The sequence below is a fragment of the Pseudomonas sp. BSw22131 genome, assembly GCF_026810445.1.
Classification (GTDB): Bacteria; Pseudomonadota; Gammaproteobacteria; order Pseudomonadales; family Pseudomonadaceae; genus Aquipseudomonas; species Aquipseudomonas huanghezhanensis.
Map to the genome: position 1 here is coordinate 4,008,222 of NZ_CP113949.1, position 12,602 is coordinate 4,020,823.

Annotated in this window: 11 protein-coding genes and 4 tRNA genes; 5 read left to right on the forward strand and 10 right to left on the reverse strand. The window is 57.8% G+C overall.

What is annotated here, in order from left to right:
• Window positions 1-215 precede the first annotated feature (215 nt).
• The 4 genes from OYW20_RS17935 to OYW20_RS17950 form a co-directional block, all read right to left on the reverse strand.
• A tRNA-Gly gene (locus tag OYW20_RS17935) sits at window positions 216-291 on the reverse strand.
• A gap of 3 nt (window positions 292-294) precedes the next feature.
• Window positions 295-370, reverse strand: a tRNA-Glu gene (locus OYW20_RS17940).
• Window positions 371-472: 102 nt separating this feature from the next.
• Window positions 473-548 (reverse strand) — tRNA-Gly (locus tag OYW20_RS17945).
• 4 nt (window positions 549-552) lie between these two features.
• Window positions 553-628: transfer RNA gene (locus tag OYW20_RS17950), tRNA-Glu, on the reverse strand.
• Window positions 629-894: 266 nt separating this feature from the next.
• On the opposite strand from OYW20_RS17950, the gene OYW20_RS17955 reads away from it, so the two are divergent.
• Complete coding sequence (locus OYW20_RS17955; RefSeq protein WP_268797279.1) at window positions 895-1,668, forward strand: hypothetical protein; 774 nt, start codon at window positions 895-897, stop codon at window positions 1,666-1,668.
• 119 nt (window positions 1,669-1,787) lie between these two features.
• Here the strand turns inward: OYW20_RS17955 and OYW20_RS17960 are convergent, their stop codons facing one another.
• On the reverse strand, window positions 1,788-2,270 hold the full coding sequence (locus OYW20_RS17960; RefSeq protein ID WP_268797280.1) for a GAF domain-containing protein: 483 nt from the start codon (window positions 2,268-2,270) through the stop codon (window positions 1,788-1,790).
• On the reverse strand, window positions 2,267-3,160 hold the full coding sequence (locus OYW20_RS17965; RefSeq protein ID WP_268797281.1) for an ATP-binding protein: 894 nt from the start codon (window positions 3,158-3,160) through the stop codon (window positions 2,267-2,269). Before OYW20_RS17965 ends, OYW20_RS17960 begins: the two co-directional genes overlap by 4 nt.
• Before the next feature lie 86 nt (window positions 3,161-3,246).
• Between OYW20_RS17965 and OYW20_RS17970 the strand changes: the two genes are divergently transcribed.
• The gene (locus OYW20_RS17970) at window positions 3,247-5,568 is read left to right on the forward strand and encodes a hybrid sensor histidine kinase/response regulator (protein WP_268797282.1); all 2,322 of its coding nucleotides are present in this window, start codon (window positions 3,247-3,249) and stop codon (window positions 5,566-5,568) included.
• Window positions 5,569-5,615: 47 nt separating this feature from the next.
• Here OYW20_RS17970 and OYW20_RS17975 read toward each other — a convergent pair whose 3' ends face one another.
• Entirely contained in the window at window positions 5,616-6,104 is a 489-nt protein-coding gene (locus OYW20_RS17975) for a glutathione peroxidase (protein WP_268797283.1), read from the reverse strand.
• Between the two features lie 115 nt (window positions 6,105-6,219).
• Window positions 6,220-6,615 carry a peptide-methionine (R)-S-oxide reductase MsrB gene (msrB, locus tag OYW20_RS17980; protein ID WP_268797284.1) on the reverse strand — a complete coding sequence of 132 codons (396 nt, stop codon included), beginning with the start codon at window positions 6,613-6,615 and terminating at the stop codon, window positions 6,220-6,222.
• A 193-nt stretch (window positions 6,616-6,808) separates the two neighbouring features.
• Here msrB and OYW20_RS17985 point away from each other — a divergent pair, with 193 nt between their 5' ends.
• Both OYW20_RS17985 and htpX read left to right on the forward strand, forming a co-directional pair.
• Window positions 6,809-8,020 carry a pyridoxal phosphate-dependent aminotransferase gene (locus OYW20_RS17985; protein WP_268797285.1) on the forward strand — a complete coding sequence of 404 codons (1,212 nt, stop codon included), beginning with the start codon at window positions 6,809-6,811 and terminating at the stop codon, window positions 8,018-8,020.
• A gap of 232 nt (window positions 8,021-8,252) precedes the next feature.
• On the forward strand, window positions 8,253-9,140 hold the full coding sequence (gene htpX / locus OYW20_RS17990) for a protease HtpX (protein ID WP_268797286.1): 888 nt from the start codon (window positions 8,253-8,255) through the stop codon (window positions 9,138-9,140).
• A gap of 63 nt (window positions 9,141-9,203) precedes the next feature.
• Here htpX and OYW20_RS17995 read toward each other — a convergent pair whose 3' ends face one another.
• Window positions 9,204-9,860, reverse strand: coding sequence for a thiopurine S-methyltransferase (locus OYW20_RS17995; RefSeq protein WP_268797287.1), 657 nt, complete (start codon window positions 9,858-9,860; stop codon window positions 9,204-9,206).
• 104 nt (window positions 9,861-9,964) lie between these two features.
• Here OYW20_RS17995 and OYW20_RS18000 point away from each other — a divergent pair, with 104 nt between their 5' ends.
• Window positions 9,965-10,732, forward strand: coding sequence for a DODA-type extradiol aromatic ring-opening family dioxygenase (locus OYW20_RS18000; RefSeq protein WP_268797288.1), 768 nt, complete (start codon window positions 9,965-9,967; stop codon window positions 10,730-10,732).
• A 131-nt stretch (window positions 10,733-10,863) separates the two neighbouring features.
• Here the strand turns inward: OYW20_RS18000 and OYW20_RS18005 are convergent, their stop codons facing one another.
• A complete protein-coding gene (locus tag OYW20_RS18005) occupies window positions 10,864-12,552 on the reverse strand; it encodes a DEAD/DEAH box helicase (RefSeq protein WP_268797289.1) in 1,689 nt (562 codons plus the stop codon).
• Between the last annotated feature and the right edge of the window lie 50 nt (window positions 12,553-12,602).

The window sequence follows — 12,602 nt, forward strand, 5'->3', positions numbered from 1 at the left end:
TATCAATACCGGATATTAGGAAGTACAGGGGAGAGGCTTGACCTCGGGTCACGACTTTTCGGAGTTGCAGGTGTCATGCAGGACCGCACACAGACATCCGGTTTCGGAAAGAAGGCAGGCATTGAAAGAGGTAGGACACAGTTGGCATCGTTTGCTTGGTGTCAAAACGCACACGAACAAAAACGCCGCTCATATGAGCGGCGTTTTTGAGAATTTGGAGCGGGAAACGAGACTCGAACTCGCGACCCCGACCTTGGCAAGGTCGTGCTCTACCAACTGAGCTATTCCCGCAAATGGCGTCCCCTAGGGGACTCGAACCCCTGTTACCGCCGTGAAAGGGCGGTGTCCTAGGCCACTAGACGAAGGGGACACGCTACTGAAACACATGGTGTGTATTTCAGTGCCCAGACCCTAATCCTAAGATTGGTCCTGGTTTCACTCAATGTCGCCCGAGGGCAACACTGCTTAAAAATGGAGCGGGAAACGAGACTCGAACTCGCGACCCCGACCTTGGCAAGGTCGTGCTCTACCAACTGAGCTATTCCCGCAATATGGCGTCCCCTAGGGGACTCGAACCCCTGTTACCGCCGTGAAAGGGCGGTGTCCTAGGCCACTAGACGAAGGGGACACACGTACAACATTCACTACTTCCTGCGTCTCGCGATGTGCTTTACGCTGTAAGTGGCGCGCATTCTATGGATGCTTTGATAGGTCGTCAACCCCCATGTGAAAATTTATTCAAATCAATGACTTCGCCCTTTATTTAACCGGCGGACGGCCGATACAGGAACTTGAGCCGATGCCACATTCTATAGGCAGGCTGACCGCCGCACCTTTCCGCAATAGTGCAGAGCCACTACACTCGGCACACATTACTTGATCGAGGCTTATACGGTGACACCACTGATTATCACGCTGATGGTTGTAGCGGGCATCGTACTTCTGATTGCCATCGGCTACCTGAACCACGTAAACGAGAACAAGAAGGTTGAGCGCGCCCGCAATATGGTCGAACTCAATGACCGTCTGCGCCGTTGCAGTGAGTTATCAGAGACCTTCCCCGGCCAGCTCATGACCCCTGCCCTCAAGCTGCTTCTGGTACGCCTGGAGCTGAACGTGGTCAGGCGCCTGATTGAGCTGGAGCGCCGCAGCAATCCTAGTCTCCAGGAACGCGACACCGAACTGCAGGCGCTGGTAGACCAAGGTGACAAAATCACCGTCAGCAATCCGCCCGCACCGATTCAGACCGAAGCAAAAGCAAAAGACGTACGCTTTCTGCTGGAAGCCATGCACGGCCAGGTGACGCGCGCGGCCCATGACGGTTTTCTGCAAACGACCGAAGCCAAGCACTGGATACGCGAGATTCGCAACCTGCTGGTATTGCTACACATCGAGTTCTTCAACAATCTCGGCCAGCACGCCATGACCTCGGAACAGCCAGGTCAGGCACGTCTGGCTTTCGAGCGCGGCGTGCAATATCTGCGCAACCAGGCAGAGCCAGCACCATGGAAGACACACCTGGCCGCGATGGAGAGGCAACTGGCGCGTGCCAATGCGATGGTGCTGGACACGATTGCGCCAGCTGAAGACGACAACAACGAGCTGACCGAAGGGCTTAAAGTCGTTGAAGCCGATGCTGAATGGAAGAAAAAAGCGATCTACGATTAGCCAAAAGCGGCAAGCTTTAAGCTACAAGCCTTGATCATGCAAGCGCCGCTGTCCCGCTTGTAGCTTGTAGCTTGTAGCTTGTAGCTTGTAGCTTGTAGCTTGTAGCTTGAGACTGCACCTCAAACATCCGTCGCTTTCAAAAATATCGCCACCAGTTGCTCGATCCCCGCCTGATCATGTTCGCTGAAACGCCCGACACTCGGGCTGTCCAGATCCAGTACGCCAATCAGCTTGCCATCCTTCACCAACGGCACCACCAACTCACTGTTGGAAGCACTGTCGCAGGCAATATGACCCGGGAACGCGTGCACATCTTCAACTCGCTGAGTGCTACGACTTAGCGCTGCTGCGCCGCAAACGCCTTTGCCAAAGGGTATGCGCACACAGGCGATCTGTCCCTGAAACGGCCCGAGCACCAACTCCTCATTGCGGTTCAGGTAAAAGCCGGCCCAATTCAGGTCATCCAGCTGACTGAACAAAAAAGCCGAAAACTGCGCTGCATTGGCAATGAAATCATGCTCGTCCGCCAACAAAGACTCCAGCTGCGCCGCCAACAGACGGTAGCCATCCAGGCCCTTTCCGGCCTCATTCAAATCGATCATGGTTGTTGCTCCAGCATCTTCAAACCTACCCAGTACCGGGCGAACTGATAAGCACAGCGGCCGTTGCGATTGCCACGGCCGGTTGCCCAACGCACAGCCAGAATTTCCAGCGCTTCATTACGCTCCCAACGCAGACCCGACTTGCTTGCCAATTCGCCGATCCAGTGCTCGACCACGTTCAGAAAGTGCTCTTGGGTAAAGGGGTAGAACGACAACCATAAGCCGAAACGGTCAGAGAGCGCGATCTTGTCCTCCACGGCCTCGCTGGGGTGAAGTTCGCCATCTTCGCCACGCTTCCAGTGTTCGTTGTCGCTTTCCTTTTCCGGCACCAGATGGCGGCGGTTGGACGTGGCGTAGAGCAGGACGTTATCGGGAGCCTGTTCGAGCGAGCCATCCAGCACGCTCTTCAAGACACGGTAATCGCCTTCGCCCGACTCGAAAGACAAGTCGTCACAGAACAGCACAAACCGCTGCGGCAGCTTCTGCAATAGCTCGACGACTCTCGGCAAATCGCCCAGATGATCACGTTCGATCTCAATCAGGCGCAGACCTGCCTGCGCGTGTTCGGCCAGCAACGCCCTCACCAACGAGGACTTGCCCGTCCCGCGCGAGCCCCAGAGCAACGCGTGGTTGGCGGGCAGACCGTCGATAAACTGCTGCGTGTTACGACCCAACTGATCGCACTGGCGGTCAACGCCGATCAGGTCAGACAGGCGCATGTCGAGGGTGACGTCCAGGGGCATGAGGTATCCGCCGCGCCCTTCATGAACCCAGCGCGCGGCCAGCGACGTATTCCAGTCCACCGGCGCACGGACAGCCGGCAATAAGGGTTCCAGCCGCGCCAGAACGGATTCGGCGCGCTCCAGAAATGCGTTCAACCGAGAATCCACAATGTCTCCTTGATTTAACTGATTAAAGGCGGTGTCTGATCGGCTATGCTTGCCCGGCGATCGGACACAAGAAGTGGCAATACTTTATGGACATAGCGATCACCAACAGACTGTCGTTCAAACAAGCCCGTTTGATTGTGCTGATTGGCTTCGTGCTGGGCTCCTCGCTCAGCCTGTTACAAATTGCGATCGATTATGCCAGCGAAGACGCGTCGATCGATCGTGAAATTCACTCTCTTCTGCAAATCAGCCACAATCCTGCTTCGCGGATTGCGTACAACATCGATGGTGAACTGGCTCAGGAACTAACCTCGGGCCTGCTGCATTCGCCTGCCGTAGTCGGCGCCAGACTCGTAGACAACAACAACGTGGTATTGGCGGCGGTGTCCAGGCCTGTGTCGCAAAGCCGCTATCGAATCGCCAGTGATTTCCTGTTTGGCAACAGCCGTGACTTCGAGGACCGGTTGTTTCTGGACCACTTGCCGAACGACACCATCGGCACCCTGCACGTCAAAGTCGACACCTTCGCGTTCGGCAGCCATTTCCTGCAACGTGCCGAGATCACCCTGCTCAATGGCTTCGTGCGCAGCCTGCTGTTTGCCGCGATCCTCATGGCGCTGTTTTACTTCACGCTGACCAAACCGCTGACCAAGTTAATCGGCGCGCTGAGCGCCAATGATCCTCGCAGCCCTACGCAGCAGCCGCTGCCCTACCCGCGCGGTCATGAGAAAGACGAAATCGGCGTGCTGGTGACGGTCGCCAATCGGCAGTTCGAGAGTGTCGCCATTGAGTTCGGGCGCCGCCGTGATGCGGAAAATCGCCTCACCGAGCACCTTAATGAACTCGAAAACATCGTGTCCGCGCGCACGCTTGAGCTCAAAAACAGCAATACCCGCCTGAGCCAGTCCAACGAAGAACTGCAAATTGCGCGCAGCACTGCGCTGGACATGGCCAACGCCCGCTCGGCCTTTCTGGCGCACATGAGCCACGAAATCCGCACGCCGCTCAACGGCCTGCTCGGCATGCTGGCGCTGTCCCTCGACGGCCCTTTGAGCGCCGAACAACGCCAACAACTGTTGATTGCCCATGATTCGGGCAAGGTACTGGTGGAACTGCTCAACGACATTCTGGACCTGTCAAAATTCGACGCCGGCCAGCTTGAGCTTGAACGCATTCCATTCGACCTCGGCACACTGATCGAGGACACCGCCAACCTGCTGTCACAAAATGCAGCGCCGAGCGTCGAGCTTACATGCCTGATTGACCCGCGCTTCCCTGCCATGGTCCTCGGGGACCCGACGCGTGTACGACAGATCGTCAGCAACCTGCTCTCCAATGCCCTGAAGTTCACGCGGGTCGGTCGTGTGGACATGCGGCTGAGCCAGCATGAGGGCAACGTGCGGATTGAAGTGTGCGACACCGGTATCGGCATCGCTCAGGACGCGCAGGCGAAAATTTTCCAGCCCTTTACCCAGGCCGAGGCTGCCATCACCCGGCAGTTCGGCGGCACCGGACTCGGCCTGACGCTCACCCACAACCTGTGCGAAGCAATGAAGGGCCGGTTGAGCATCGAATCGCAAAGCGGCGTAGGAAGTCGCTTCATGGCTGACCTGCCCTTGCCGGCCCATGCTGCGGCTCCGATCTGGCCATTGTTGAACGGCCGGATTGTGGTAGTCAGCAAAGCCAACAGCGGGCTGGTTGAGCTGTTAAACCAATTGCTGCCGGCATGGGGCATCGATTATCAGTTGGTTGCCGCCCTTGACGGTCAGCCCGAAGTCTCAGCAGACCTGTTGATCACGGACTGCCCCGAATGCCTGATCGATGTGCGTAATGCCACACCCGTTCCGATCCTGCTAGTCACAGCGTACGGCAACTTCATGGCCAGCGGACAGGTGACCGCACTGGCGCCGCTGCACCAGCAAGCAAGGCCGCTGGGGCGCCTGAGCCTTCATCAGACCCTGTCGCGGATCTTGCGCCCCGAAAGCCAGCTCGACAACGATCGGTTGCAGCGTGAACAACACCTGAAGCATCGCGCGCGCATTTTGCTGGTGGAAGACAACCCCGTTAACCAACTGGTGGCCAAAGGCATGCTGGGTAAACTGGGCTGCGAGGTAGTCATCAGCGGGCACGGTGGCGAGGCACTTGAGGCGCTGGCGCACGATGAATTCGACCTGGTGCTGATGGATTGCAACATGCCGGTAATGAATGGGTACGAGGCGGCGCGATTGATTCGCCTGAACCCAAAATGGGCTGAGCTGCCGATCATCGCCCTGACCGCCAACGCCATGCCCGAAGAGCGCGAGCACTGCAAAGCCGCCGGCATGAGCGATTACCTGGCCAAACCCTTTCACCGGGAAGAACTGCTCAGCCTGCTTGATGAGTGGATCCCGGTGGCTCAGACGCAATAAATGCAGTTGCCTGCATACGACTCAATCGCGAGCCGTTGGGACGTATTTCAGACGCGTAACAATGCTTCGATATCACCGGTCAGGTCTTCAGGCTTGGTCAGCGGCGCGTAGCGTTTGACCAGATTGCCGTCCCGACCAATGAGAAATTTGGTGAAGTTCCATTTGATGCGTTCGGAGCCCAGTAGCCCGGGCGCCTGCTTCTTCAAGCGTACGAACAGCGGATGGGCGGCGCTGCCGTTTACGTCGATCTTCTTGAACATGGGGAAACTGACCCCGTAGTTCAATTCGCAGAACTGCGAGATAGCTCCGTCATTGCCGGGTTCTTGCTTGCCAAACTGATTGCAAGGAAAGCCCAACACCACCAGTCCCTGGTCCTTGTAGCGCTGCCAAAGCGTCTCGAGCCCCTTGTATTGGGGCGTGAAGCCGCACTTGCTTGCGGTGTTGACGACAAGAACAGCCTTGCCCGCGTAGTCGGCAAGCGTCTTCTGCTCGCCCTTGATGGTCTGAACGGGAATGCTCAGCAGGTTGTCGCTCATGGCAGTGCCTCAAGGTGGGTAGAACCATCAACGTAGCGCGCCAATGATTGGCGCGCCATCTGATCAACGTTCGTGATAGGAATCCATGCGCTCACCCAGGGAGGTTCACGCCCATTCAGGCACGAGGCACCAGGTCCAGACATACCGAGTTGATGCAGTAACGCAGGCCGGTCGGCGGCGGACCGTCGGGGAAGACATGACCCAGGTGGGCATCGCAGGTGGCGCAGACCACTTCGGTGCGAATCATGCCGTGGCTGATATCTCGCACCTCCACCACTGCGCTGCCTTCGAGCGGCGCGTAGAAACTTGGCCAGCCGCAGCCGGAATCGAACTTGGTGGTAGAGTCGAACAGCGCCTCATTGCAGCAGATGCAGTGATAGACGCCATCGGTCTTGGTGCTGTTGTACTTGCCGCTGAAAGGTCGCTCGGTGCCTTTCAAGCGGCAAACATTGTATTGCTCCGGGTCCAGCATCTCTTTCCATTCTTCTACAGTCTTCGAAAGCTTTTCCACAGGTACACCTCCACAACTGAAAAAGCCCGACCTGTGCCTTTTCCACGGATCGGGTGGCACGTATGATTGCGCCTCGTCAGAACGCCAGTCTGTCACCCGCGTTTCACGCATACAAACCCATTTTGATGGCGTTATGCTCAGCGGTCCACGCCAACCATCGGTGCCGGGCCGTCCATTTTCGGGATCAATCACCATGCAGTTCAGCAAATCCAACAAGCTCGCCAATGTCTGTTACGACATTCGCGGGCCCGTGCTCAAGCACGCCAAGCGCCTGGAAGAGGAAGGCCATCGCATCCTCAAGCTGAACATCGGCAACCCGGCACCGTTCGGTTTCGAAGCCCCGGAAGAAATCCTTCAGGACGTGATTCGCAACCTGCCAACCTCGCAAGGCTACAGCGACTCGAAAGGTTTGTTCAGCGCACGCAAGGCGGTAATGCAGTATTACCAGCAGAAGCAGGTCGAAGGTGTCGGCATCGAAGACATCTACCTGGGCAACGGCGTTTCCGAACTGATCGTGATGTCGATGCAGGCTCTGCTCAACAACGGTGACGAGGTGCTGATCCCTGCGCCGGATTACCCACTGTGGACCGCCGCCGTGAGCCTGTCCGGTGGCAACCCGGTGCATTATCTGTGTGATGAACAAGCCAACTGGTGGCCTGACCTTGCCGACATGAAGGCCAAGATCACCCCGAACACCAAAGCCATGGTCATCATCAACCCGAACAACCCCACCGGCGCGGTCTACTCCCGCGAAGTGCTGATGGGCATGCTGGAGCTGGCACGCCAGCACAATCTGGTGGTGTTCTCCGACGAAATCTACGACAAGATCCTGTACGACGACGCCGTTCACATCTGCACCGCATCGTTGGCGCCTGACCTGTTGTGCCTGACCTTCAACGGCTTGTCCAAGTCCTACCGCGTGGCGGGCTTCCGCTCTGGCTGGATTGCGATTTCCGGACCCAAACACAATGCTCAGAGCTATATAGAGGGCATCGACATCCTGGCGAACATGCGCCTGTGTGCGAACGTCCCGAGCCAGCATGCCATCCAGACTGCTCTGGGCGGCTACCAAAGCATTAACGATCTGGTGCTGCCGCCAGGACGCCTGCTGGAGCAGCGCAACCGAACGTGGGAGTTGCTCAACGATATTCCCGGTGTCAGCTGTGTGAAGCCAATGGGGGCCCTGTACGCCTTCCCGCGCATCGACCCCAAGGTTTGTCCGATCCACAACGACGAGAAGTTCGCCCTCGACTTGCTGCTCTCCGAAAAGCTGCTGATCGTTCAGGGCACCGCGTTCAACTGGCCGTGGCCTGATCACTTCCGCGTCGTGACCCTGCCCCGGGTGGACGATCTGGAACAGGCGATTGGCCGGATCGGTAATTTCCTGAAGTCTTACCGCCAGTAATACGGGGTGGGTAGGAGCGCGCTTGCCCGCGATAGCTTTCTCTTCGGTCGCTACTTGGGGGACTGACTGAGTGCTTTCGCGGGTAAGCGCGCGCCTGCAAGTGTCGATCCGTAATCGTCTGGCGATGCAGGGCGACACAGTTTGAAATAGTCGTCAGGTTGAATAGCCGCAGACATCACCTTATATACCCCGCAACACGTTACATATTCTTCACGAGGAGAACGTCTCAACCATGATGCGCATTTTGCTGTTCTTGGCCACTAACCTTGCGGTCGTGCTGATTGCCAGCATTACCCTCAGCCTTTTTGGCTTCAATGGGTTCATGGCGGCCAACGGGGTTGATCTGAACCTCAATCAGCTGCTGATCTTCTGCGCTGTATTCGGTTTCGCAGGTTCGCTGTTCTCGCTGTTCATCTCCAAGTGGATGGCAAAGATGAGCACGGGCACCCAAATCATCACTCAACCTCGCACACGCCACGAACAATGGCTGGTCCAAACCGTTGAGCAACTGTCCCGCGACGCCGGTATCAAAATGCCTGAAGTGGGTATTTTTCCGGCCTACGAGGCAAACGCGTTTGCAACCGGCTGGAACAAGAACGACGCGCTGGTTGCCGTCAGCCAGGGCTTGCTGGAGCGCTTTTCGCCAGACGAAGTCAAAGCGGTCCTGGCGCACGAGATAGGCCACGTTGCCAACGGCGACATGGTGACGCTGGCGCTGGTACAGGGCGTGGTGAACACCTTCGTCATGTTCTTCGCACGGATCATCGGCAACTTCGTCGACAAAGTGATCTTCAAGAACGAACAAGGGCAAGGCATCGCGTATTACATCGCGACCATCTTCGCCGAAATCGTTCTGGGCTTTCTGGCCAGCGCCATCGTCATGTGGTTCTCGCGCAAGCGTGAATACCGCGCAGACGATGCCGGTGCACGACTGGCTGGCACCGGCGCGATGATCAGTGCCTTGCAGCGCTTGCGCTCGGAGCAAGGCGTACCGGTACAGATGCCGGACAGCCTGACAGCGTTCGGTATAAACGGCGGTTTGAAGCAAGGCCTGGCGGGCTTGTTCATGAGCCACCCGGCGCTGGAAGACCGCATCGAGGCTTTGCGTCGCCGCGGTTGAGTCACCGCAATAATCGAGAAAGGGCGACTGATGTCGCCCTTTCTTTTTGTCTGGCTTTTGCGCTTAACGCCTGAACAGACTGTAAACCTGCTCGCTGAGCCGGGTAGCACCTGCCTGCAGAAACTTGCGACTGTCTTGCAGCACGTTTTTCTCGGCGATCAGCTTCAGCCGCCACTCCGGTGACAGCAGCTGAACGACCTCGTCTTCAGGGACGGCGAAGGGTGGGCCAGCTATCTGCGACTGCTCGTAATCCAGCGTGATCAGCAGGCCACGGCAATCTGCCGGAAGAATTTTGTTGAGGTGCTCCACATAGCGCAAGCGCATCTCCGGCGGCAGCGCAATCAAGGCCGCACGATCGTAAAGCACTGAACAACTTCCGATATCGCGGGCTTTGAGCTGGAAGAAGTCGCCGCACCAGATCTGGCAGGCTTCATGGCTGAACACCTTAAACGCGCCACGTTGCTCCTTGCGGGGCACCACCTCACGCTCCGCAAAATAATCCTCGACGGCTTTCTCGGCGAGTTCGACACCGACAACAGAAAGGCCCTGCTGAAGCAGCCAGATCATGTCCACACTCTTGCCACACAACGGCACAAACACACGCTCAGCTTTTTTGACACTCAACTGCGACCAGAACCGCTGCAAGTAGGGGTTAACCTGAGGCTGATTGAAACCAATTTGGTCACTGGCCCAACGCTGCTGCCAAAAGTCGGGCTGCATAAAAGACTCCTGATAACTCGATCAAAACGCACCAAAACTTATATTAGATTTAGATCAATGATCTGCCTGATCATGGCGCATCTTACCCCCTCAGGATGGCCGATATGTTTCCCAGCCTCTTCATCTCTCATGGTTCGCCCATGCTTGCGCTGGAGCCCGGCGCAAGTGGCCCTGCACTAACACGTCTCGCCGCAGAACTGCCCAGACCGCGCGCCATCGTGATCGTCTCCGCGCACTGGGAAAGCGACGAACTGCTGGTCAACGCTAACGCTGAGCCTGAGACATGGCATGACTTTGGCGGGTTTCCAGCTGCGTTGTTCGCAGTGCAATACCCGGCCAAAGGTCTGCCCGAGATGACGCGGCAGGTGGTGGATTTGCTGGCGGACAGTGATCTTGCAGCACGGGTACACAACACGCGCCCCTTCGATCATGGCGTATGGGTGCCGCTGTCGCTGATGTACCCCTTGGCGGATATTCCGGTGGTTCAGGTGTCCCTGCCCTCACGCATGGGGCCTGCTCTGCAAACCCGCGCGGGCAAGGCACTGGCACAATTACGAGAAGAACAGGTGCTGATCATCGGTTCCGGCAGCATCACCCACAATCTGCGAGAACTGGACTGGCACGCCGGCCCTGAAAGCGTTGAGCAATGGGCGAAGGACTTCCGGGACTGGATGATCGATAAGCTCGCAGCCAACGACGAGCGAGCGCTGCACGACTATCGACGGCAAGCGCCTCATGCGGCACGCAACCACCCCACCGACGAACATTTGCTCCCGCTGTACTTTGCGCGCGGCGCGGGCGGGGATTTCAGCATTGCTCACCAGGGATTCACCATGGGCGCCCTTGGGATGGACATCTACCGGTTCGGATAAGGCCAGCACGCCACGCTTTAACAGCGTGTTCGCAACGTGCATGGACCTCGCTTACCGCACAAATCCACAGGTAAAAAAAACCCCCGAACCAGTCGGGGATTTTTTATTTCAGACTGTCAGCTCAACACTGATCAGTCTTCGCGATAACGGCGCAGCTTCAACTGCTTTCCGGCAACGCGGGTGTCTTTCAGCTTGGCAAGCAGACGCTCGAGACCGTCTTCAGGCAGCTCGACGAGGCTGAAGCTGTCACGCACCTGGATGCGACCGATTGCTTCGCGAGCCAGACCACCTTCGTTAAGGATTGCACCCAACAGGTTTTTGGCAGCGATGCCATCACGTGCGCCCAGCGCAGTACGGCAACGCGCGCGGCCTTCAGCCAATGGCACTGGAGCACGACGCTCACGATCGCCACGGTCTGGACGGTCGCCCGAAGGACGGTCCGAGCCGGAACGGTCCGAACGCTCACGCGGCGCACTGTTAGGCACCAATGGACGTTCTTTCTCAATGGCGCCCAGGGTCAGAGCCTGACCGTTGGTAGCCTTGCGCAGCAGAGCAGCGGCCAGAGCGCGAGGGCTGCAACCGATGTCTGCAGTCAGACGATCAAGCAGTTCGCCGTGAGTCGACTCAGCATCGGCAACCAGCGGCGACAGGCTGTTAGTCAACTTCTTGATGCGCGCATCGAGCACTGCCTGGCCATCTGGCAGGCGTACTTCAGCGATTTTCTGACCGGTCATGCGCTCGATCACTTGCAGCATGCGACGCTCACGCGGCGTTACCAGCAGCAATGCGCGACCTTCGCGACCTGCACGACCGGTACGGCCGATACGGTGAACGTAGGCTTCCGGATCGTAAGGCATGTCCACGTTGAATACGTGGGTGATACGCGGAACGTCGAGACCACGGGCAGCAACGTCGGTCGCTACAACGATGTCCAGACGGCCATCCTTGAGCGAGTCGATAACGCGCTCACGCTGGTTCTGGGCGATGTCGCCGTTCAGTGCAGCAGCCTTGTAGCCTTTGGCTTCAAGGGCGCTTGCCAGATCAAGAGTGGCTTGCTTGGTACGCACGAACATGATCAGCGCATCGAAATCTTCGACTTCCAGCAGGCTCAGAACGGCAGAGGTCTTCTGGTCAGCGTGAACCAACAGGTGAGCCTGTTCGATCGCGGTAACGGTCTGGGTCTTGCTCTGGATCTTGACGTGCTTTGGATCACGCAGGTGACGCTCGGCGATTGCGCGGATCGACTGCGGCAGCGTGGCCGAGAACAGTACGGTCTGGCGGGTTTCAGGCATGGCCTTGAAGATGACTTCGAGGTCGTCCATGAAACCGAGTTTGAGCATTTCGTCCGCTTCATCGAGAACCAGGTGGTTCACGGTAGCCAGGACTTTTTCGTCACGACGCAGGTGGTCACACAGACGACCCGGGGTGGCGACGACGATTTGCGCGCCGTTGCGGATGGCTTTCAGCTGTGGGCCCATCGGCGCACCGCCGTAGACAGCCACGACCGTCACGCCCGGCATTTGCTTGGCGTAGGTTTCGAAAGCGGTAGCTACTTGCAGGGCCAGTTCGCGAGTCGGCGCGAGGATCAGCGCTTGCGGCTCACGCTTGGTCGGATCGATGCGGTGCAGGATCGGCAGTGCGAAGGCAGCGGTTTTACCGGTACCGGTCTGCGCCTGACCGATCATGTCGTGACCGGCAAGAATGATAGGGATCGATTGCTGCTGAATAGCCGATGGCTCTTCGTAGCCGGTAGCAACAACGGCTGCAACAATGTTCGGGTGAAGTTCAAGAGCGGCGAAGCCGCCGGTTTCCTGGGTCATGGGTCTGCCTCTGAGTGCATCCGCAAAGACCCATGCTCCAAAGCTGCGCG